Below are 21,124 nucleotides of genomic sequence, written 5' to 3' on the forward strand. Positions count from 1 at the left end.
CAAATCTAACCGCTATGCTTATTCGTAATCATGTTAATAGAGCTAGCGGTCATGAAAAAATTAACCATCCAATTGAAATTAACGATAGGTACGGTATTTGCCGTACTTATTATGCAAGTGATCACCGGTGTGATTGGCTTCCAACAATCTAAAACGTTACTAGAAAATACCGTCCAATATGAAATTAACACAGCGGGCCAGACCCTGGTACGTTCGATCGACGCTTGGCAGTCTTCAAAACTTGCTGTCCTAAATTCTACAGGACAGTTTACAACTTCCTCCCAGCTAAATGATGTTTTACTTCAAGGCGCCCAGGCTGGTGGCTTTCTTTATATGTATCTAGGCTCTGAACAAGGCAAGATGATCATTCAGCCTTTTGTAGACCTACCCGCAGATTACGACCCAAGGACCCGGCCATGGTATCAAGATGCAGTAAAATCGAGTGATCCTATCCTTACTGCACCTTATGTCGATGCCGCGAGCGGTGAGTTGGTAATGTCTTTTGCACAAGCGGTAAGCAACGGTGTTATCGCTTCAGATATTGCCATGACAGACGTGGTAAACAGTGTTGTTAATCTTGAGTTTGGTGAAACCGGGCAAGCGATGCTTGTGGACGCTAGCAATAATGTTCTTGTTCATAAAAATATTGAGTTAATAGGCAAAAGTATCGATGAAATTTTCCAAGGAGGTAAGGTAACGGATGAGATTTCAGAGGTCACTAATTCTGGGCAGGCTATGCTGGTAGCGGGCTATGCGATTAAAGACACTCCATGGCGAGTTATAATAAGCATTCAGAAATCTGATGCATTGTCTGGACTAAGCCAGCTCATTGTACAAACCTTATTGCTATCCGTTATTACGTTGGTTGTAGTTGCAGTCGTGTTAATTATTATGATTAAAGTATCACTCGCTCCACTTGCTAATTTAGCGAAATCTATGCGTGATATAGCCTCGGGCGATGCAGATTTAACTCGGCGCATACCTGTGACAAGTGAAGATGAATTAGGTCAGTTAAGTCGCTATTTTAATAACTTCATCGAGTCGATTCATTCGATGGTCATTCAAGTCATTGATTCGGCTGCACAAATGCAAGTATTGTCAAAAGAATCTCATCAGGTTTCAACAGAGAATAACAATCAAGTTCATCAGCAGCAAAGTGAGATCGCTCAAGTAGCCGCCGCCATTCACGAAATGTCTGCTATTGCTGCTTCAGTAGCAGAGAATGCTGCTCATACCGCCGAGGCTGCAGAAAACGCTCAAAAAGAAACCCAAGCCAGCGAAAATAATGCTAATCAAAACAAAGCCCAAATGGGTGAGCTTACGCATGAGATAGATACGACAACTGACGTAATTGATAAGTTAAATCAACATGCACAACAAATTGCGACCATTTTAGCGACAATTCAAGGTATTGCGGAGCAAACGAATTTATTGGCATTAAACGCTGCAATCGAAGCTGCGCGTGCGGGAGAGCAAGGTAGAGGTTTTGCGGTGGTTGCGGATGAAGTGAGGGCGCTATCTGGGCGCACCCATGAGGCTACGGGTGAAATACAAACTATGATAGAAGCTCTGAAAACTCAAACGCAAGCTGCAGTTTCTCAAATGGGTCGAGCTAAATCATTGGTAGAGAACACAATGGAAGCGGCAAATAAGGTTTCTGTCAGTCAAGCGAATATTAATTTAGTGATCCAAGGAATTAAAGATCAAGCCTTGAGCATATCTTCTTCTTCACAAGAGCAGAATTTAGCAACAGATGAAATTAATCGTATTACCCAAGCAATCCAAGAAGCAGCACATGAGTTAGCTTCTAACGTAACCGCAGCGCACCAACAAGCTGAGGAACTCGATGCTTTGGGTCTAGCAGTGCAAGCACAATTGACTCGTTTTAGAACCTAACTGTTAAAAAACCGATAAATGGGCACGATAGTGATTAACAGGACAACTGCTATCAGTGCCCAATAGGTGATGACCATAACAGGGCTTTTACTTAACAACTGCCAAAAGCTAGGCACTCTTCCTGCATCAAGATCTTCCTGAAATTGTGCTCGCATATTTTGGCTATGCAACACTTGAAAGTCATCAATTAGCGCTCGTGCTTTTAGCTTGTCTTGATCTTCTTTTACCCATAAGGCCGCAATAGAAATGCCCCAGCGTCCAGCATCTGTTTCATAAAAATCAATATCGTTTTCTAACAGTAATGCACGAACTAAATCTGCTTCATGCTCTGGAACGTTATTTAATCTAAATACAATACTAGCCATGTGGTTCTCTTCTTGAGTCAAAAAAAAGGGCGTATTGGATGAATACGCCCTCGAGCCATTTGCTAAAACTACTTACTCTGATTTAGCGATATGTACATCCATTTGCGGGAATGGAATTGAGATGCCGGCTTCATCAAAGCTTAGTTTAACCTTCTCTTGCATGTCCCAATATAGGCCCCAGTAATCAGCGGAGTTTACCCACGGGCGAACTATGAAATTTACAGAGCTATCAGCCAACTCAGAAACAGCAATAACCGGTGCCGGTTCACTAAGTACGCGCTCATCCTTGCTGATGATATCTTGTAGTAGCTCTTTCGCTTTCTTTAGATCACTGTCATAGCCAATACCAAAAACCATATCTACACGACGTGTCGCGCGCGCTGAGAAGTTAGTAATGTTGCCACCATAGATGTTGCCATTTGGGATAATAACCTCTTTGTTATCACCTGTTCGCATGAGAGTAGAGAAGATAGAGATCTTTTCAATCACACCTGTAGCGCCGCCAGCTTCTACGAAGTCGCCTGCTTTGAAAGGGCGGAATAAAATTAACATCACGCCTGACGCAAAGTTTTGCAGTGAGTCTTTTAATGCTAAACCTACAGCGATACCTGCGGCACCGAGTAAGGCAACTAGTGACGTTGTATCGACACCTAATTGACCTAAGGCAGCAATAATGACGAATAAAATCAGCACCGATCGAACGATGCCGACGACAAAGTCGATTAAAATGGCTTCAACGCTCGCGCGAATCATGACCTTTTGTACTAAGGTGGCAATAAATCGAGCGATCATGCGACCGATATAAAATATGGCCAGGGCGAGTACTAAGCTTAAAATGTTAGTTTGTAGCCATTCAATCGCCGTATTAGCGATACCAGTAACGAGATTTTGTAAATCCATGATTCATTCCTTAGGTAAGATGGATTAGAGAGTATTCCATGTTCGCCTTACTTTATCGTAGATCAGGCGAGAATCAAGGAATCTGTGTTCAGTTTTGCAGCTAAAATAGAGTCGTTCCTCTGCGGGCTGTGCTAAAATAGCCCATTATAATGTAAATTTTGAGACGATCTTGACTGAACCAGTATCTTTTGCCGATTTAGGCTTAAATGAGCGCTTATTAAAAGCACTCGATAAAAACGATTTCACCACGCCCATGCCTGTTCAGGTAGCGACTATTCCACCTGCCTTATATGGGCAAGATTTAATGGTGAGTGCTAAAACCGGAAGTGGCAAAACGGCTGCGTTTGTATTGCCTATACTTGACCGACTATTGCAGAAATCTCCTCGTAATACGGGCACAAGAGCCTTAATTTTGGTGCCAACTCGTGAGCTGGCGAAGCAGGTTTTTAAACAGATCAAGATGCTATCGTCTTATACTAAGTTGCAGACCGGCTTAATTATTGGTGGTGAAGACTATAACTACCAAAAAGTTATTTTAAGAGATAACCCAGAAATCATTATTGGCACACCAGGCCGTATCATTGAGCATATGGATAAAGGCGCAACCGATTTCGCTGATCTTGAAGTACTGGTGTTAGACGAAGCCGACCGTATGTTAGATATGGGCTTTACGGAAGACGTGCTTAGTATTGTCGAGCAATGCGATATCGAACGACAAACTCTATTTTTCTCGGCCACCCTTAAGCAACGCCAAATCATTAAAGTAGGCGAGCAGGTGCTTACTAACCCTGAGAAAATTATTCTTGAGACCGTTCGTGACGAAAATAAAGCCATTCACCAACAATATGTGTTGGCTGATGATGATCGCCATAAAGAACGTATTTTGTTGTGGTTGTTAGCCAACGAAAGCTTTGAAAAGGCCCTAGTATTCACTAATAGTCGAGAGTCTACCGCACGGTTAGGGCAGTTTATCAGTGGGCACACCGGAAACTCCGCCTTTATTCATGGCGAGCTAGATCAGAAGGAACGTACTTCTATTATGCAATCATTCCGCACGGGAAATACCAAAGTGTTGGTTGCTACCGATGTTGCTTCACGTGGGCTTGATATATCGGGTGTTGATTTAGTGATTAACTTCCATATGGCACGTAACGGCGATGATTATGTTCACCGCATTGGCCGAACAGGCCGAGCTGGGGCAACGGGTTTGGCAATTTCTTTGATTTCTCACAATGAGTGGAATTTGAAAGCAGGTATTTCAAAGTACATCAAAGTGGAATTAGAGCATCGTAAAATAAAAGAAGTTGAGGGTACTTACAAAGGCCCTAAAAAAGTGAAAGCCAGTGGTAAAGCGGCCAGCACCAAGAAAAAAGTTAAACTAAGCCCGAAAAAGCTTAAACTGAAAGAAAAGGCAAAGTTGAAGGCTAAGCCAAAAGGTAAGGGCCCAAAAACCCCACAGCAAAGTAAAGACAAGCAACCAGAGCGTGCAGCTCAAAGCGATGGCTTTGGAACCATAAAGAAGAAAAAGCAACCGTTTGTAGAGTAATGAATACGTTTTGATAGCGATCATAGCCTGAAAATATCAAGTCTATAGGCAAACTATGGCTTGATTCTTTTTCAACAGTCGCCATTCTATACACAAATTAAAAATCACCTGTTCAGGGGTTCTCATTATGAGCAATCAACATCATTCGTTAATTATTCTCGGTTCGGGACCTGCGGGTTACACGGCCGCAATTTATGCCGCGCGCGCCAACTTAAAGCCGGTGGTTATCACTGGGATGGAAATGGGTGGTCAGCTGACGACCACAACTGAAGTCGAGAACTGGCCTGGTGGCCATGCCGAACTTCAAGGTCCAGAGCTTATGGAAGACATGAAGGCGCATGCAGAGCGTTTCGATACTAATATTATCTTTGATCATATAAACACCACCGATTTATCTAAAAAGCCTTATACCTTAACCGGTGATCAAGGTACCTATACCTGTGATGCATTAATTATTTGTACGGGTGCGAGTGCTCGATACCTTGGGCTAGAGAGTGAAGAAGCTTTTAAAGGCAAGGGTGTTTCTGCCTGTGCAACATGCGATGGTTTTTTCTATCGCAATAAAGAGGTTTGTGTTGTCGGTGGCGGGAATACTGCGGTTGAAGAAGCATTATATTTAGCCAACATCGCAAGCAAAGTACATGTCATTCATCGCCGTGATAGTTTCCGCAGTGAAAAGATATTAGCAGACCGATTGATGGCCAAAGCTGCTGAAGGTAAGGTCGAATTGCACTGGAACAGCACGCTTGATGAAGTTTTAGGTGATAACATGGGCGTTACCGGTGTACGCATAGAAAGCACTGAAGATGGTAGCAAAAAAGAAATCGACTTGCACGGTTGCTTTATTGCCATTGGACATTCACCCAATACCGGTATCTTTGCAGATCAACTAGAAATGAAAGATGGCTATATTAAGGTGAAATCAGGCACAGAGGGTGGCGCAACCTCGACCAGTGTTGAAGGTGTATTTGCCGCAGGCGACGTCATGGATCATATTTATCGCCAAGCAATAACATCCGCGGGCACTGGCTGTATGGCTGCACTTGATGCTGAAAAGTATTTGGATAATTTAGCCGACGTACAATAGTGGCAAACTAGACAGTGCTAGACATGGGTCTAGCATTTCTTTTTACTTAGGCTTTTGATTTAATGTTTCAAGGCCAGCTTCGATTGCATCGAGATGGTTAATCCATTCACTTTTGTGACTGACGAAAATTTGAAACTTGGTTTCTAAAAATGTTGTTTCACTAAATAAGAACTCGTCACGAGCCTTTAGTTTGTCCAGAATAGGCATCAGAGTGAGTGGAAAATCTATTAGGCCGTCTGCTCGATTCGCAAGCAAAAACCGGATTTGTTGCTCATCCGTTTTGACGTATTCAGTCGGTATACCAATTGAGCTAACATTCTCTTCATACCAGCCATTACCATGAGTAGATACCAAGGTTAAGCCGAGCTGCTTAATATCATTGAGTGTTTCTATTTTTCGTATTTGCGCGCTTTGCGGATGGTTTTTAGAGTACATTAAATTAAAGGTGATACTGAAAAACTTGCCAGTGACCGGAGTGGAGTAGGTAAGGCGATCTTCAGTGCCTAAGGTTATCAGGATGTCGGCTTTGCCCAAACGAACATCCGATTGGGCTCTTTTCCAAGGTTGGCGCGTAATAATCAGCTCAGTATCAAGAATGTCAATGAAAAGCTCTTCGACTAGTTCCTGCCAGATGCCTTTATACTCTCCGTTTGAGTCTTGATAAAAGATTGGAAACCATTCCTGGTCGCTGTTTGCATAGACGACTTTGTCGGGCAGAGAGTTACCGCCCGCCAATGAGCTGAACGCCACGAACAACAGAGTTAACAATAATGATTTCATTTTAGCCCCCAAGTTAGTACGCGCAGATGTGACGGTGGTTGTACATTACTTTGGCAAATTTACGTTAACCTCCAGTATAGAGTAGTTTCCATCATCGTTTAGATCAATTTGTAATTGATCGTGTTCGATCTCAACGTATTTACGGATTACATCTAAAATTTCATTTTGCAGGGCAGGCAAGTAGTCTGGCGCGTTACGAGCATTACGCTCATGCGCGACGATGACCTTTAAGCGCTCTTTCGCAAATGAAGCGGTATTTTCTTTTTTATCTCGGCTGAAAAAATCTTTTAGTGCCATCATGTTAGCCTCCAAATACTCGCTTTAAAAACCCTTTACGCTGAGCTTCAAGGAATCGGTGTGGTCTATCTTCGCCAAGTAAGCGAGCAACAGTGTCTTCATAGGCCTGGCCTGCATCACTTTTGTCGTCCAGGATAACAGGAACACCTTTGTTTGATGCATTTAGAACCGCTTGGCTTTCGGGAATGACACCTAGTAGTTTTACAGCCAAAATCTCTTCGATATCGGCTATGTTTAACATTTCGCCGCGCTCAACACGTACTGGATCAAAGCGGGTAATTAATAGATGTTCAGTAATCGGGTCAAGGTTTTGTTCTGCACGATGACTCTTTGATTGCAGGATACCCAGAATACGATCGCTATCTCGCACTGAAGAAACCTCGGGGTTGGTCACAACAATGGCGGTATCAGCAAAATGCATAGCCATTTGAGCGCCGTGTTCGATCCCAGCTGGAGAATCGCAGATGATGTATTCGAAGTCTTTACTGAGGTCGTCGAGGACTTTTTTAACGCCTTCTTTGGTGAGTGCGTCTTTGTCGCGTGTTTGCGAAGCTGGTAAAATAAACAGGTTTTCACAGCGCTTGTCTTTAATGAGCGCCTGTTTAAGAGTTGCGTCACCTTGTACCACGTTTACAAAATCGTAAACGACTCGGCGCTCACAATTCATAATAATATCGAGGTTGCGTAAGCCGATATCAAAATCTAATACAGCGGTTTTATGACCTTTAAGTGCTAAACCCATGCTAATAGCTGCGCTAGTAGTGGTTTTGCCAACACCGCCTTTACCCGAGGTAACCACAATGATCTTAGCCAAAAGAATATCCTTTTAATGTGAAAACTAAATAATAGGTCTTAGATTAAAGCAACTAAGCGACCTGTTCAAATGCGTACTAAATATAATCAATGTTTAGCTTTTGCTCGTCGAGATAACAACGAGCCCCCCCATCTCCCTTCGGGAAGTCATCCTGTACTAAATAATTGCCGGCGATGGCAATCAATTCTGCTTGCATGACTTGGCAAACGATTTCACTGCTGGTCAGACCTTGAGCGCCGGCGATGGCGCGGCCACGTAATGCGCCCATAATATGGATGTTGCCGTCAGCGATGACTTCAGCACCAGCACTGACTTGGCTGGTGATTAACAAGTTAGCATCCTTCGCATAAACTTGTTGCCCTGAGCGTATCGGTGTTGAAATGACTTTGGTTTGTACAATAGCGGGTTGTGTTTCTTTTGGTGATGAAGTTTTTCTAGTCGCTTTTGCTTCAACCCAGGCAAACCCGGCCGTGTTCGCAAGTGCTTGATGCTCAGTGGAGGTGCTGGTCAGTGCGAATGGGACTAAGCCTTTTTCACGGCAAACATTGATACGATCTTGCAGTAATTGATCTGAAAAATCTGCAGGGCATTCGCTGATATCCAAAATGCTCGGCGCGGACTTAAAAAGTGCCGGTGCTTGAGCAATGGCTGTATCAAGTTGAGTTGAAAATGCATCTATGGTGTCATTAGTTACATTGATTTGATGGCTACTGACTAACCGAGAGCGCAATTTCAATGGTTGTTTGGGTTTTGCTGCTTGGCTCATTTATGCTCTTCCATAAATTTAACAAGCGCGATTTCACGCTTTTTTTGCTTGTTCTTTTCATCATAAATAGTAGGTTCTTTGGCGCGGCTTTCACAGTCTTCAATTGGGCAGCGCTCACAGGTTTCATTAACGTGCACGCTAGGCACCGCTTCATCAGCCCAAAACTTTGCTTTAGATTTAAAGTTGTCGTCGATGAGAAAGCCAAGGGTCATACCGGTATTTGTACTGTCACCGAGCGATTTTTCACGGACTACCGCTACGTTAAAAAAGGTCTTAGTTTGGTGTGTAAATGTACTGCGCTGGGCTAAAACACTTACGTTGCCTTCGCCAATTGCTTCAGTATCTAGTTGTTGTAAACCGGCTATTGCAGCCCAGCGGCGACAATGGTGCTCACCAGGGCCAATACCTCGTGGTATAAATACATTGGTTAGGTTTAATTCTTTGGTAATTCGGAATACGTCGGAGCCAACCGGGTGATTGATACGCATATAATGCATTTTAGTGACGCCAAAGTGTGTCGGCATAACCTGTGAGAGCCGATACAAGAACATCTCGGGTGTTGCGTCATATTCACCCATCAGCTTGGCTAGCGCAGGGCCATCGAAACGGCTGTTTTCAAGCCACATGCCGATGTCTTTAATTATACGCTTTTCAGGTATTAATAGTGCACCTGCAAAGTAAGACACCTTGAAGTGATTGATGACCTGATCAAAGGTTTCTACTTTTATCCAAGATGATGTTTTAGCTCGCTCTTTTAGGCGTAAAATGCGGTATCCAATTTCACGGGCCAAGACAAATTTCTTTTGTTGTTGCATTAGTTGAGAGTTAATCCAAAGCTTACGCGGACTTGGATTGATAGAGCGCAAAGATTGTAAATCTGGATGTTTGGAAAAATCGTCATATTCGACGGTGCATTGAAACTCATCACGAAGTATCGATTCTAACCAAGATTGACTGACGCCACTGGTGAGTGGAATACGATTTTGGTTGCGAAAGTCATTAGCGACCGCTTCAAGCTCTTCAAAGTAATTTAGATGCATTTTTTGGTAGGAACGTAGTGAAGCCAGTAAAAAATGCTCAACGTTCATATCGTAACCACGACTGATTTCTAATAAAGTGCGCACAAATGCACCGGCTTTGCTTGGAGAGTCGTTGACGAGGTCAAATACATCAGACAAGCCAATGCCGAATTGTTGCAGAGGGAAATCTTTCAGAATTGGCGAGTTTAATAACGCAGACAATGGGTTAAGCTCGTCATCAAGTTGCAATGACACCAGTTCATCAAAGGTCCTATTTAGGCCTTGTGCTAATTGAATGATTTTTTCTGGCTTGGGGTATTTCTTACCTTTTTCGATTTCACTTAGATAAGACACAGACATATTGGTCCGTTCAGCCAATTGCTTTAAAGAGTAACCCTCGGTCAGTCTAAACTGCTTTAGTTTGACACCAAGTATAAATCTTAGACTTTCGCTATTAATTTCCATTACAAACCTAGTTTCGCCAGTAGCGAATGAATTTTAGTTAGCTTGATCGCTAATGACAATCGAAATAAGCTTTTAAACTGAGCATTGTTGAGATAAATACCTCTAAACGTAAGTTCCATTCGATTTCTTGAAGTCCAATTAGCGAATTTACTCTAATAGCGAAATTACGCTAATTAAAGAAGTACGCAATAAAGGGTGGATTTGCAGGGGAGGTTGATGTATCTTATTGCTGTTCCCCTTGGAACCAGGTGAAAACCTGTAAGCATGGTTGTGCGTTGTATTTTTTGACAGGAGTGATCTATTGATCACTCCTTTTTTTTTGATAGTCACAAATAGGTGGCTGAAAGTTAAAGTGACTCAGCGCACGCTTAGACATTAGTCTCCTAGTAATCGAAGCGATATTTGCTAAGATAATGGTTCCAGGTTGGAGCGCACATCAAGGCAGTTGTGCGTAATGCATTAATATCAAGGATAAGATTCAATGGATAAAGTTAACCGTTCTCGGCGCATTCATTTCTTGGCTCAATTTGTTCCTACAGAGCTCGACCCTAAAGTAGGTGTGTATTTTGGCGAGCACGTTCTGCGTGTCAATGCACAGATGTGTCTGGTGGTAAATTTAGAAGGCGAGGTTGGAATACGTGCGTTGCACCCAGCCTTGGTGTCGGAGCTTTCAATCGTTTGTGGCGATAAACACTGGATTGCTCATGGTCGAGTTTATGAGCAGTGGTTCTTGTTACCGGAATCGATCTCATTAAGTGATAGGCGCATAGGGCAATGGATCAGCAGCTCCGCGACAGAGGTGTATCGACAGTCGCAATTTGGTCCAGTAGTCAATGTGCGCTCAAATAATGCAAATTAAGTTATGCAATAGCCGCAAACGCGACCGTGATCGTAAATAGCAAGCAGGTAATGCCGCCAGGTCTTGGCACATAAAGGCTTAGCTGTAGTGCTTTCCATAGGATGCGAACTAGGGCGCTACATAAGAGCCCTAGGCATAGGCTCGCTATTCCAGCAGAGGCACTGACTTGGTCAGTCCATATTAGGCTTATAATAAACGTCAGCATAAAGCCGAAAGACACCAAATAACCTGGCCAGCGTTTAAGGCCATGTAAGCTGTTGCTGTAAAGGTTAGCAATAAACGCAATTAAATAGATGAGGGAGGACGTTGCACCTAAGTGTGTGAACTCTTTTTCTATTGGTGCATATGCTTCTATGGCGGCTGCGGCTAGCGATAAAACTGCGAATACTGACATTGTAATAAAAGCTAAGCTCACTTTTTTGCTTAGAATCAACCAAAATGTAATTGAGCTGATTAAGATAAGGACTAAGCTTTCGTGGTTCATTTTTGCGATATAGCTCCAAAACTGAGTCATCTGATATGTTTGCCAATCAATTGACCACTGGTGAAACTCCAAATCTCTTTCAAGGGGTGCCTGAAAATAAATTATGGTGAATATAATGACTGACAGAAGAGCAAGGTTGCTCGATTGAATGGGCCAGCGGTCAGCTTGGTCTCGGGTCAGCCAGCCCCTAATTAACATCTGCTCGGGGTGGGTGTGGTGGTAAATCACAAGGGCGGCGGTGGCTATGCTCATAATTGACAGGACAAAGATCATCAGTGAGCGATCCGCGAGCGGTTGTAGCTGCCACAAATCGGCTAATTCGCCAGTATAGTAGCCCGGTAGTAAGTAAACGGGGGCCCACATAAATACAGTAAGTAAGCTTAACGGAATAAAGCGACTGGGCGCCATACCTAGCGCGCCCGTTAGTAGCGGAATTATAGGTCGTAAAGGCCCTAAAAAACGTCCAATTATAACGCTGAGCCAGCCCCACTTTTCAATAAACCAAGCACCTTGGTCTATCCAGTTTTTATGCTTAGCGAACCATGTACCTTCAAATAGATGAAACTTCAGTTTGTTGCCAATGGCATAGCTTAATAGGTCGCCTGTTGCGGCACCTATTCCACCATAAAATAAAACCAATGCAATGTGGATGTTTGCGTTGTTAGCGAGCGCAGCTAAAGAAAATAGCAATACGATGCCTGGCACAATAATGCCAACCACAGCTAAGGACTCTAAAAACGCAGCCAAGGCGATGCCAGCTAAAATGAGCCAAGGAGAGTTTGTAAGCCATTCCATTAAGTAAGAACCATAAAATAGACCCTAAAGTGGGTAAAAAATTGGTCAAATTCGTAACTGGCGGTGTTTTACTCCTTTTTATCCTCTATAGCAACGTGGAGTCTGCATTCGTGTGCAGGTATACTGGAGCTTCTTATGAGTGTAGTAGATTTATGACCATGAATGTTTCTGAATATATGACCAAGCTCGGACAACAAGCCCGAGATGCGTCACGGCATTTAGCCAATTGTGAAACTGCGCAAAAAAATAGCGCACTTGTCGCGATGGCTCAAGCCATCGATGAGAGCCGCGAGCAGTTAAAACAAGCCAACCAACTCGATTTAGATGCAGGGGAAGCAAAGGGTTTAACACCTGCAATGCTAGACCGATTGGCACTGACGGATGCTCGTATCGACTCCATGATTGAGGGTTTAAAACAGGTTGCTGGCTTAGCAGACCCTGTTGGTGGCATTACAGAAATGGAATATCGTCCAAGTGGGATTCAAATTGGTAAAATGCGAGTCCCATTAGGGGTGATCGGAATCATTTATGAATCGCGTCCGAATGTGACCATAGAAGCCGCTAGTTTATGCTTGAAATCTGGTAATGCGGTTATTCTACGAGGCGGCAGCGAAGCGATTCACTCAAACACTGCCTTAGCCTTGTGTATTCGTACCGGTTTAGATGCCGCCATGCTCCCAGCAACGTCAGTACAGGTGGTTGAAATAACCGATCGCGAAGCCGTTCATCAGCTGATTACTATGCCTGAATTTGTCGATGTTATTGTGCCTCGCGGCGGTAAAAGCCTCATTGAACGAATCAGTGCAGATGCAAAAGTTCCAGTGATTAAACACTTAGACGGTAACTGCCATGTCTATATTGATATCGATGCCGATCTCGACAAAGCTTACCCAATCGCCGTAAATGCCAAGACACGTCGTTATGGGGTGTGTAACGCGATGGAGACTTTGCTTGTTCATGTTGATAAAGCGCAAGAGTGCTTGCCAATATTAGCCAGATTATTCTCAGAAAAAGGCGTAGAACTACGGGGTTGTGAGTTGACGCAAGACTTGATCGACTGTAACGCCGCTACAGAAGAAGATTGGTTTTTAGAGTATATCGCGCCAGTTTTGGCCATAAAGGTGGTTGAATCTTTTGATGCTGCGGTCGCACATATCAACCAATACGGCAGTCACCATACAGATTCTATCGTCACTGAAAACTATACCTCGGCTCGCAAGTTTCTGCGTGCTGTCGATTCATCATCGGTGATGATTAACACCTCAACGGCCTTTGCAGATGGTTTTGAATACGGTCTTGGTGCTGAAATTGGCATTTCAACAGATAAGTTACATGCTCGTGGACCGGTCGGCCTAATTGGCTTAACGTCACAAAAATACGTCGTATTTGGTGATGGGCATATTCGTGAATCCTAGCTCTGCTGAGTGCTTGTATGGCGGTACCTTCGATCCGTTTCACAATGGCCATGAAGCAATATGTCATCATATATTAGCAAAAACAAAGTCAAGGGAGTCTGTGTTGCGTATCATTCCCTGTTCGCAACCAGCCTTGAAGCAACAAGCTCAGGCGTCAAATTTAGATAGGTTGGCTATGCTGGAGAAGTGGCGAGATACTCAGCCAGCTGCGAGCAGAATACTAATTGATGATATAGAAATGATTAGTGACCGGATCAGTTATACTGCTGAAACAATCATTGAGTTAAAAAAACAAGATGTGGTGCCAGTTAAACGGATCTGGGTTTTGGGTACCGATGCGTTTAACTCATTGAGTCAATGGCATCAGGTGAGCACTTTAGTATCAACACTGAACTTTTGGGTTATCAATCGGGCTGGAGAGAAAGAATTAAACAACAAACTGGGGTTGACGAAGCTGGCGAGTCATTCGCAATTATGGAGCGCAGCCTCGGGTTCATTTTGGTTTGATCAAACGATAGATATGCCAGTGGCCTCTTCGGCTATACGGCAGAACATTAATCGGCAGCCTGTACCCGTTCCTAAGGTCATTGCTGACTATATTGAAAAACACGAACTTTATATGGCTTAGGCCTGGTTCTAATTTACGGAAATAAAACATGAAAAATGCACACGACAGTGACCTATTAAATAGCGTCGTTGAAGCGTTAGAAAATATTAAAGCTACCGAAATCCAAGTCATAGATGTACGTGATAAAACCGATTTGATGGACACGCTTGTCATTGCCTCTGGTACCTCTACTCGACACATCGCTGCCGTTGTTACAACAGTAGCTGAAAGCTTAAAAAAGCAAGGTTACGTCAGCCATCACCAAGAAGGTCAAGCAGGTTCAGACTGGGTATTACTCGACTTTACCGACTTGGTTTTACACGTAATGTTACCTGAAGCCCGTAAAGCCTATGATCTTGAGGCACTTTGGTCTGGACTTACACCTGACTCGGTTTAAGGTATGAAGATTCGTGTATTGGCGGTTGGTCCAAAAATGCCTAAATGGGTAAGTGATGGCGCTGGCGACTATTTAAAACGTATGCCACGAGACATTCCCATTGAGTTTGTGGCTTTAGCGCTGGGGGCACGCGGGAAAAGTGCGAGTACCGAAATAGCAATCGCGCAAGAAGGCGATACTATGCTGGCCCATATAAAGCCTGAAGACCATGTCGTCGCCCTAGATTTAGCAGGTAAAGCATGGTCAACTGTAGAATTATCTGAGCAATTACAACAATGGCGTGAGCAGGCTCGCAATTTGGTGCTTCTTATAGGGGGGCCTGATGGTTTGGATCCTCGCTGTTTAGCGAGAGCAAATCAAAAGTGGTGTTTATCAAATTTAACCCTGCCTCACCCTTTGGTTAGAGTGTTGTTATCTGAGCAACTATATCGCGCTTGGAGCATCACTCAAAATCATCCGTATCATAAATAACTATGCCTACATTTGCTTCGTTAAATAATAAAGAAGTCGAGCAACGTTTGTTTAGGGGGCGGATGAATTTCGCCTTCTTTATTGTTTCATTCGTGTTGCTCTTATTGCTATCACGTTTTTTTTACTTACAAATATTAGATCATGAAAAGTATGACTCGCTTTCTGATAGAAACCGCTTAGAGGTTTTACCTATTGCACCCATTAGAGGGCTAATTTATGACCGAAATGGTGAGTTGCTCGCTAAAAATTTACCCAGTCATACTTTAAGCATTGTAATCGAACGAACAGATGATGTTGATGAGCTTATTGATAAGCTGAAGACACTGGTTAATCTCACAGACGATCAAGTTTTGCGGTTTTATCAACGCTTAACCCAGCAACGCAGACCATTCGACCCTGTACCATTAAAGATAAAACTCACTGAGCATGAAATAGCGGTTTTAGCGGCAGAGCGTTTTTTCTTAGAAGGCGTGCAGGTCGAAGCTGAATTAATCCGACAGTATCCTGAATCTGAGGCGTTTGCTCATGTCATTGGCTTTGTTGGACGAATAAATACCGACGAACTCGAAAATTTAGATTCAGGTGCTTATGCGGGTATTCGTTTTATTGGTAAGCAGGGCGTTGAACGAGAATATGAGGCTGAGTTATTAGGTCAGGCTGGCTATCAACGCGTAGAAACCAACGCACGTGGTCGTATAATTAATATCATCGAAAAGAAAGCGCCAGTGCCCGGGGCAAATATTCATTTGCATTTAGACAGTGAATTGCAGCGTTATGCTTATGAGCTGTTAGAGGGGAAGAAAGGTGCCATTGTTGCCATCGAGCCAGAGACTGGCGGAATTTTAGCGATGGTGAGTCGACCTAGCTATGATCCGAACTTATATGTGACTGGCTTCCCAACTGCCCTATATAACGAATTGCGTGATTCACCTGATAAGCCGTTTTTGAATCGCACCATTCGAGGTCAATACCCGCCTGCGTCTACGCTTAAGCCTTTTATTGGCCTAGCCGCGGTTAACGAAGGTGTTATTAACTGGAACACCAAGTATAAATCTACCGGCTCTTTTCAGCTGCCAAATGATGAACGATTGTATCGAGATTGGAAAACCGGCGGTCATGGTTTAGTGGATATGGAGGATGCTATTGCAGAATCTGTTGATACTTATTTTTATGATATTGCCTATCGACTCACACTTGAGCCAATTCACGATATGTTGGCAAAGTTTGGCTTCGGTCAGGAAACAAGTTGGGATGTGTATAACCCGTTTACAGGGATTAATCCAACTCGAGACTGGAAAAAAGATCGACATCGTTTTTCATGGTATGCCGGGGATACGGTTAACTTAGGTATTGGTCAGGGCTATATGCTAGCAACCCCGATGCAACTCGCTATTGCAACAGCGGTTCTTGCCGAAAAGGGGAAGTGGACACTTCCACGATTAATTCTACACAGTAACAATGAATCATTAATGGAGTTACCTGAACAGGCATTACCTGATATTACACTTAACGATGAAGCACATTGGGATAAAATGAATAAAGCTATGATGGAAGTTATGTACGGTACCAAAGGTACGGCAAGGCGTGCGGGCTACCAATCGGCTTATAACATAGCTGGCAAGTCAGGAACCGCTCAGCTCGCACAAATTCAGCGCGATGAAAATGGCGAAGCATTGGGCGATGTGCCGGACCACTTGAAAGATCACGCATTATTCATTGCCTTTGCGCCCGTTGAAGATCCAAAAATTGCTATTGCGGTCGTCGTCGAAAACGGCGGTGGCGGTAGTTCGGTTGCAGCGCCGATGGTTAGGCAGCTCATGGATGAATATCTTTTAAGAGAGAAACCTAATGCTCAATGATTTTGTTAGGCATGATGCAGATAAAACTTTCTCAAGAAAAGCGTCGTTTTGGTATCGGATGCATATCGACCCTATGTTACTGCTAGGCCTAAGTGTTTTATCTTTTCTTGGCTTGTTCATACTGTATAGCGCATCAGGTGGCGATATGGGTGCGGTGATTCGACAGGGTGTGCGATTGCTTGTTGGCGTTACTGGGATGGTCATTATTGCCCAATTTGACCCAAGGTTTTTTCAGCAATGGGGTGGCGTTGCATTCGTTTTTGGTTTGGGATTACTGGTAGCCGTATTGGTGATGGGCGCAGGTGCAAAAGGTGCTCAGCGTTGGCTTGAAATTCCGGGGCTGTTTCGATTTCAACCGTCAGAGTTGATGAAACTAGCTGTGCCAATTATTATGTCTTGGTACATTTCTCGTTATGGCGTCCCGCCTAAGTTTAAACATATTCTTGGTTCGGCCATTATTCTCTTTTTACCTGTATTGCTGATATTAAAACAGCCTGACTTGGGCACCTCCTTACTCATAGCGGCTTCGGGCGTTTTTGTGATTTTTTTAGCGGGCTTGAGCTGGAAAATTATAGCCGGTGCGGGTGTGCTCGCATTAGGATCTCTACCTGCAATGTGGCTATTCGTTATGCGAGACTATCAAAAGCAACGAGTGCTCACTTTCTTAAACCCAGAGTCCGATCCACTCGGAGCAGGGTGGAATATCATTCAGTCTAAAACAGCGATAGGATCGGGTGGCCTGCAAGGTAAAGGTTTTTTGTCAGGCACCCAGTCGCAGTTAGATTTTTTACCTGAGAGTCACACAGATTTTATAATTGCGGTATTAAGTGAAGAGTTTGGTTTTATAGGTGTTTTAGTGTTGATGCTAGTTTATGCCTTTATCATTTTTCGCTGTATGGTGATCTCAATGAATGCTAGAGATAACTTTTCACGTTTGTTAGCGGGCTCTCTGTCATTAACATTTTTTATCTACATCTTCGTCAATATTGGTATGGTAAGTGGTCTATTGCCGGTAGTGGGTGTACCACTGCCGCTGGTGAGTTACGGCGGAACCTCAATTGTGACCTTGTTGGCGAGTTTTGGAATTTTGATGTCAATTAGCACGCATCACCATAAATAGTTGTTTTTAGTAACGGTAAAGATTATCGCCATTCAGTAATACAGGGGCTATGGTATGGTCATTGTAATATTTATTTTGTATCAGGGTATTTTAACAATGAAAACAGTGTTTTTAGGATTAGTTTTTGTCATTAGTGTGGCGCATGCAGAAAACTTTAATGGCTTTCCACGTACTGAAATAATTTCCGATATCTTAGTCGATGAGCATGGCTTTGAGCGTAGCGAAGTCGAACGCTGGATGAGTGAAGGCAAGTATCGACAGGCTTCTGTGACAAATCTATCTGCACCTGCTGAGAAGCAAAAAAGCTATACGCAATACAAGCCGATGTTTGTAACCAAAGAAATGGTTCGCAATGGTCAAGCATTTGCTAAAAAATATCAGAGCGACCTTAAGAGTGCCGAAGAAAAATATGGTGTTCCCAGTAGTATTATAACGGCCATCATTGGTATTGAAACGCGATATGGCGAATCTCGTGGTCGATACCGAACCTTTGACTCCCTCGGTAGTTTAGCCGTGACGGAAGGCCGTCGGGCAGATTATTTTCAGCGAGAGTGGATTCGCTATTTGTTGATTATGCGTGATCAAAAAATGGACCCGTTAGAAACCAAAGGCTCTTACGCGGGTGCCATGGGCTATCCTCAATTTATGCCAACTAGCTACGTCGCCTATGCGGTAGACCATGATGGCGATGGTGATATTGATATTTGGAATGATGTTATTGATTCCATTGGTTCAGTCGCCAACTACTTAAAAGAAAATGGCTGGCAACGCAATGGAGCCATCTATACAGCGGTCATTTCAGCCCAGGAGTCGGATCAGATTAAGTTGAATAACTTTGACCGCGACAGAACACTCAAGCAGCTTGAAGCGCAAGGGTGGACGCCAAAATTCAGAGGCAAAGATGATGATTTAGTTTTTCCTGTGCGCCTCGAAGGTGTCGATGGCCCAGAATATTGGCTAGGCTATAAAAACTTTTGGGTGGTATCGCGTTATAATCGTTCGTTTTCTTATACAATGGCGGTGGTTCAATTGGCCGACGCAATATCAACTAGTGAGTAAATTGAGGTGAGTGTGAATAGGTTCCTCCCGTTTTCAATGTTTGTCGCCACGCTGTTTTTGGTGGGGTGTTCTAGTCAGTATGTGTCTCATGATGCTATGAGCGAGGTCAGCAATGCAGGCCGTTATAGTCTAAAACAAGACAAAGGCCCCGATAGTCCAATGGCCGCAAGTGATATTAATACGACGACGCCACGTAAAGAACCCCTTAGCAGACACGGTAATAAAAGCCCTTATACGGTAAACGGTAAGCAATATAGTATTATGGCCAGTTCGGTTGGCTTTGAAGAAGAAGGCTTAGCTTCTTGGTATGGGCAAAAATTCCACGGACACAGCACGTCGAATGGTGAAACCTTCGATATGTATAAAATTAGTGCGGCACACAAAACCTTACCTTTACCTACCTGGGTGCGAGTTACGAATTTAGATAACGGCATTTCTATTGATGTTCGAGTGAATGACCGTGGACCTTTCCACGGTGGACGTGTTATCGATCTCTCTTACGCTGGAGCAGTAAAATTAGGCTATGTCGATAAGGGTACTGCTCGAGTGAAGGTTGAGGTTTTAGAAGGTGAGTCTCTCGATCAATCTGTCTATTTCGTGCAAGTGGGTGCTTTTAGCTCGAAAGATTCTGCTCAAAATTTACAGCAACGGCTTAAATCTGAAGTGAATGAAAAGGTAGGGGTATACAAAGATGCCTATTATCGTGTTCGTATTGGGCCGGTAAAATATGACCAAGCGATCACCTTGCAGCAAAAATATACGGGGCAAGAGTTCGGTAAACCATTATTAGTTGCCAAGCCTTAAAAATAGCATAAGACAGTCAGTCATATCCCTACCACTGGTAGGGTGTAAAATTTAATATCGCTGCTACAATAGCTGCGATTTTTGTATTCAAGCGAAGGCATTATTAGCTTCGTTTTTTAATTGGTGAAGTTAAGGAGTATTTGTGAGTTTTCATCTTCGAATGAAGCGTATTGGTCTAGTGGGTTTGTGTTCAGTATTATCTATGGTTATCGCTGAACCCCTAATTCCCGCTGCCCCTCAGTTGGCTGCTACATCCTATATTTTGATGGATGCTGAAACTAAGCAAATTTTGGTTGCAGTGAACGAACATGAGCAGTTGCCGCCAGCGAGCTTAACTAAGCTAATGACGAGTTATATCGCTGAACGTGAAATTATTGAAGGTCGTATGTCGCTGACAGATGAAACTCTGGTCAGTGAAAAAGCATGGCGTATGCCAGGCTCTCGAATGTTTATTCAAGAAGGTAAGCTTGTCAGTTTAGAAGACTTGTTGCGCGGAATTATTATTCCATCTGGTAATGATGCATCTGTCGCTATGGCAGAGCATGTAGCCGGTACTGAAGATCTGTTTGTTCAATTAATGAACAAATATGCGCAGAAATTGGGGATGCAAAATACCATATTTGCAAACTCATCTGGTTTGCCGCCAAAAGATGGTATGCCGCACCATTCTACCGCCTATGACTTAGCGCAGTTATCACGAGCCATTATTTACGATAACGCCGAATTCTATCCTCTGTATTCTGAACGCAGTTTTAAATATGGCCCAGTCGCACCCCAGCCAAACCGTAATCGGTTGTTAGGCACTAATCCTGATGTTGATGGGTTGAAAACAGGCCATACAGATGCAGCTGGCTATTGCTTGGCGGCATCAGCTAAGCGAGATGGGATGCGCTTAATTAGTGTGGTCATGGGCGCGCGCTCAGAAGACTCTCGGGCGCAAGAAACACAAAAGTTACTGACTTATGGTTTCCGCTTTTTCCGCACTGTCGATGTTCATGAGGCAGGCGAAACACTCTATACCTCTCGAATTTGGGGTGGCGCAGAAAAAGAAATTTCTATGGGTCTTGCCGATGATTTAAAGCTGACCATCGCTCGTGGTGCAGAAGAGACATTAAAAACAGAGATTAACATTGAATCTGTGATCAAAGCCCCCATTGAAAAAGGTCAAGTCATGGGTGAAATGATTGTGTCGGTAGGCGGTAAAGAGGTTTCTCGTCACAAAGTTGTTGCCTTAACAGAGATAAAGCAAGCGGGCTTCTTTGCTCGTATTTGGGATCTAATATTACTATTTTTCTCAAACATATTTTCAGGTTGAAACA

General features: G+C 43.5%; 21 protein-coding genes. 13 read left to right on the forward strand and 8 right to left on the reverse strand.

Translation table 11 applies throughout. From position 1 onward, the window contains the following. The first annotated feature begins 51 nt into the window (after nt 1–51). Nucleotides 52–1,896: a methyl-accepting chemotaxis protein gene (locus ACI882_RS04395; RefSeq protein ID WP_411744397.1), complete on the forward strand. Its 1,845-nt coding sequence runs from the start codon at nt 52–54 to the stop codon at nt 1,894–1,896. Here the strand turns inward: ACI882_RS04395 and ACI882_RS04400 are convergent. Together ACI882_RS04400 and ACI882_RS04405 are read right to left on the reverse strand one after the other, a co-directional pair. After that, complete coding sequence (locus tag ACI882_RS04400) at nt 1,893–2,261, reverse strand: DUF6164 family protein (protein WP_411746241.1); 369 nt, start codon at nt 2,259–2,261, stop codon at nt 1,893–1,895. The genes ACI882_RS04395 and ACI882_RS04400 overlap by 4 nt on opposite strands. Before the next feature lie 72 nt (nt 2,262–2,333). Beyond that, entirely contained in the window at nt 2,334–3,161 is an 828-nt protein-coding gene (locus ACI882_RS04405; RefSeq protein ID WP_411745002.1) for a mechanosensitive ion channel family protein, read from the reverse strand. 169 nt (nt 3,162–3,330) lie between these two features. Between ACI882_RS04405 and ACI882_RS04410 the strand changes: the two genes are divergently transcribed. Both ACI882_RS04410 and trxB read left to right on the forward strand, forming a co-directional pair. Then, nucleotides 3,331–4,707 carry a DEAD/DEAH box helicase gene (locus ACI882_RS04410; protein WP_411745001.1) on the forward strand — a complete coding sequence of 459 codons (1,377 nt, stop codon included), beginning with the start codon at nt 3,331–3,333 and terminating at the stop codon, nt 4,705–4,707. 127 nt (nt 4,708–4,834) lie between these two features. Beyond that, complete coding sequence (trxB, locus tag ACI882_RS04415; RefSeq protein ID WP_411745000.1) at nt 4,835–5,794, forward strand: thioredoxin-disulfide reductase; 960 nt, start codon at nt 4,835–4,837, stop codon at nt 5,792–5,794. Between the two features lie 42 nt (nt 5,795–5,836). Here trxB and ACI882_RS04420 read toward each other — a convergent pair whose 3' ends face one another. The 5 genes from ACI882_RS04420 to ACI882_RS04440 all read right to left on the reverse strand — a co-directional run bounded on the left by ACI882_RS04420 (nt 5,837) and on the right by ACI882_RS04440 (nt 9,935). Continuing rightward, nucleotides 5,837–6,574, reverse strand: coding sequence for a substrate-binding periplasmic protein (locus tag ACI882_RS04420; RefSeq protein ID WP_411744999.1), 738 nt, complete (start codon nt 6,572–6,574; stop codon nt 5,837–5,839). Nucleotides 6,575–6,619: 45 nt separating this feature from the next. Then, on the reverse strand, nt 6,620–6,871 hold the full coding sequence (gene minE / locus ACI882_RS04425) for a cell division topological specificity factor MinE (RefSeq protein WP_411745004.1): 252 nt from the start codon (nt 6,869–6,871) through the stop codon (nt 6,620–6,622). Between the two features lie 4 nt (nt 6,872–6,875). Further along, complete coding sequence (minD, locus tag ACI882_RS04430) at nt 6,876–7,685, reverse strand: septum site-determining protein MinD (protein WP_411744998.1); 810 nt, start codon at nt 7,683–7,685, stop codon at nt 6,876–6,878. A gap of 76 nt (nt 7,686–7,761) precedes the next feature. Next, complete coding sequence (minC, locus tag ACI882_RS04435; RefSeq protein WP_411744997.1) at nt 7,762–8,451, reverse strand: septum site-determining protein MinC; 690 nt, start codon at nt 8,449–8,451, stop codon at nt 7,762–7,764. After that, entirely contained in the window at nt 8,448–9,935 is a 1,488-nt protein-coding gene (locus ACI882_RS04440) for a helix-turn-helix domain-containing protein (RefSeq protein WP_411744996.1), read from the reverse strand. Before ACI882_RS04440 ends, minC begins: the two co-directional genes overlap by 4 nt. A gap of 481 nt (nt 9,936–10,416) precedes the next feature. Between ACI882_RS04440 and ACI882_RS04445 the strand changes: the two genes are divergently transcribed. Next, entirely contained in the window at nt 10,417–10,794 is a 378-nt protein-coding gene (locus tag ACI882_RS04445; protein WP_411744995.1) for a hypothetical protein, read from the forward strand. 1 nt (nt 10,795) lies between these two features. Here the strand turns inward: ACI882_RS04445 and ACI882_RS04450 are convergent, their stop codons facing one another. Then, a complete protein-coding gene (locus tag ACI882_RS04450) occupies nt 10,796–12,073 on the reverse strand; it encodes a DedA family protein (protein ID WP_411744994.1) in 1,278 nt (425 codons plus the stop codon). A gap of 158 nt (nt 12,074–12,231) precedes the next feature. Between ACI882_RS04450 and ACI882_RS04455 the strand changes: the two genes are divergently transcribed. The 9 genes from ACI882_RS04455 (at nt 12,232) to ACI882_RS04495 (ending at nt 21,120) form a co-directional block, all read left to right on the forward strand. Beyond that, nucleotides 12,232–13,488, forward strand: coding sequence for a glutamate-5-semialdehyde dehydrogenase (locus ACI882_RS04455; protein ID WP_411745003.1), 1,257 nt, complete (start codon nt 12,232–12,234; stop codon nt 13,486–13,488). Further along, nucleotides 13,478–14,116, forward strand: coding sequence for a nicotinate-nicotinamide nucleotide adenylyltransferase (locus ACI882_RS04460; RefSeq protein ID WP_411746240.1), 639 nt, complete (start codon nt 13,478–13,480; stop codon nt 14,114–14,116). The genes ACI882_RS04455 and ACI882_RS04460 overlap by 11 nt, the downstream gene beginning before the upstream one ends. 28 nt (nt 14,117–14,144) lie before the next feature. Continuing rightward, complete coding sequence (gene rsfS, locus ACI882_RS04465) at nt 14,145–14,492, forward strand: ribosome silencing factor (RefSeq protein WP_411744698.1); 348 nt, start codon at nt 14,145–14,147, stop codon at nt 14,490–14,492. 3 nt (nt 14,493–14,495) lie between these two features. Continuing rightward, on the forward strand, nt 14,496–14,963 hold the full coding sequence (rlmH, locus tag ACI882_RS04470) for a 23S rRNA (pseudouridine(1915)-N(3))-methyltransferase RlmH (protein ID WP_411744697.1): 468 nt from the start codon (nt 14,496–14,498) through the stop codon (nt 14,961–14,963). 62 nt (nt 14,964–15,025) lie between these two features. Then, on the forward strand, nt 15,026–16,822 hold the full coding sequence (gene mrdA / locus ACI882_RS04475; protein ID WP_411744696.1) for a penicillin-binding protein 2: 1,797 nt from the start codon (nt 15,026–15,028) through the stop codon (nt 16,820–16,822). Continuing rightward, nucleotides 16,812–17,942, forward strand: a complete 1,131-nt coding sequence (gene rodA / locus ACI882_RS04480) for a rod shape-determining protein RodA (protein ID WP_411744695.1) — start codon at nt 16,812–16,814, stop codon at nt 17,940–17,942. Before mrdA ends, rodA begins: the two co-directional genes overlap by 11 nt. 54 nt (nt 17,943–17,996) lie before the next feature. Next, the gene (gene mltB / locus ACI882_RS04485) at nt 17,997–19,001 is read left to right on the forward strand and encodes a lytic murein transglycosylase B (protein ID WP_411744694.1); all 1,005 of its coding nucleotides are present in this window, start codon (nt 17,997–17,999) and stop codon (nt 18,999–19,001) included. 12 nt (nt 19,002–19,013) lie between these two features. Continuing rightward, a complete protein-coding gene (locus ACI882_RS04490; protein ID WP_411744693.1) occupies nt 19,014–19,805 on the forward strand; it encodes a septal ring lytic transglycosylase RlpA family protein in 792 nt (263 codons plus the stop codon). Between the two features lie 142 nt (nt 19,806–19,947). Beyond that, entirely contained in the window at nt 19,948–21,120 is a 1,173-nt protein-coding gene (locus ACI882_RS04495; protein WP_411744692.1) for a D-alanyl-D-alanine carboxypeptidase family protein, read from the forward strand. The last annotated feature ends 4 nt before the right edge of the window (nt 21,121–21,124 follow it).

The organism is Reinekea sp. (genome assembly GCF_046710285.1).
Classification (GTDB): domain Bacteria; phylum Pseudomonadota; class Gammaproteobacteria; order Pseudomonadales; family Natronospirillaceae; genus Reinekea.

What these genes read in the sequence shown, in the direction of transcription:
- ACI882_RS04440 (WP_411744996.1), bottom strand. Translation starts at nt 9,935, where the DNA reads ATGGAAATTAATAGCGAAAGTCTAAGATTTATACTTGGTGTCAAACTA.
- trxB (WP_411745000.1), top strand. Translation starts at nt 4,835, where the DNA reads ATGAGCAATCAACATCATTCGTTAATTATTCTCGGTTCGGGACCTGCG.
- rlmH (WP_411744697.1), top strand. Translation starts at nt 14,496, where the DNA reads ATGAAGATTCGTGTATTGGCGGTTGGTCCAAAAATGCCTAAATGGGTA.
- minC (WP_411744997.1), bottom strand. Translation starts at nt 8,451, where the DNA reads ATGAGCCAAGCAGCAAAACCCAAACAACCATTGAAATTGCGCTCTCGG.
- ACI882_RS04455 (WP_411745003.1), top strand. Translation starts at nt 12,232, where the DNA reads ATGAATGTTTCTGAATATATGACCAAGCTCGGACAACAAGCCCGAGAT.
- ACI882_RS04420 (WP_411744999.1), bottom strand. Translation starts at nt 6,574, where the DNA reads ATGAAATCATTATTGTTAACTCTGTTGTTCGTGGCGTTCAGCTCATTG.
- mrdA (WP_411744696.1), top strand. Translation starts at nt 15,026, where the DNA reads ATGAATTTCGCCTTCTTTATTGTTTCATTCGTGTTGCTCTTATTGCTA.
- ACI882_RS04450 (WP_411744994.1), bottom strand. Translation starts at nt 12,073, where the DNA reads ATGGAATGGCTTACAAACTCTCCTTGGCTCATTTTAGCTGGCATCGCC.
- ACI882_RS04405 (WP_411745002.1), bottom strand. Translation starts at nt 3,161, where the DNA reads ATGGATTTACAAAATCTCGTTACTGGTATCGCTAATACGGCGATTGAA.
- rodA (WP_411744695.1), top strand. Translation starts at nt 16,812, where the DNA reads ATGCTCAATGATTTTGTTAGGCATGATGCAGATAAAACTTTCTCAAGA.
- ACI882_RS04395 (WP_411744397.1), top strand. Translation starts at nt 52, where the DNA reads ATGAAAAAATTAACCATCCAATTGAAATTAACGATAGGTACGGTATTT.
- ACI882_RS04400 (WP_411746241.1), bottom strand. Translation starts at nt 2,261, where the DNA reads ATGGCTAGTATTGTATTTAGATTAAATAACGTTCCAGAGCATGAAGCA.
- minE (WP_411745004.1), bottom strand. Translation starts at nt 6,871, where the DNA reads ATGGCACTAAAAGATTTTTTCAGCCGAGATAAAAAAGAAAATACCGCT.
- ACI882_RS04445 (WP_411744995.1), top strand. Translation starts at nt 10,417, where the DNA reads ATGGATAAAGTTAACCGTTCTCGGCGCATTCATTTCTTGGCTCAATTT.
- rsfS (WP_411744698.1), top strand. Translation starts at nt 14,145, where the DNA reads ATGAAAAATGCACACGACAGTGACCTATTAAATAGCGTCGTTGAAGCG.
- mltB (WP_411744694.1), top strand. Translation starts at nt 17,997, where the DNA reads ATGGTCATTGTAATATTTATTTTGTATCAGGGTATTTTAACAATGAAA.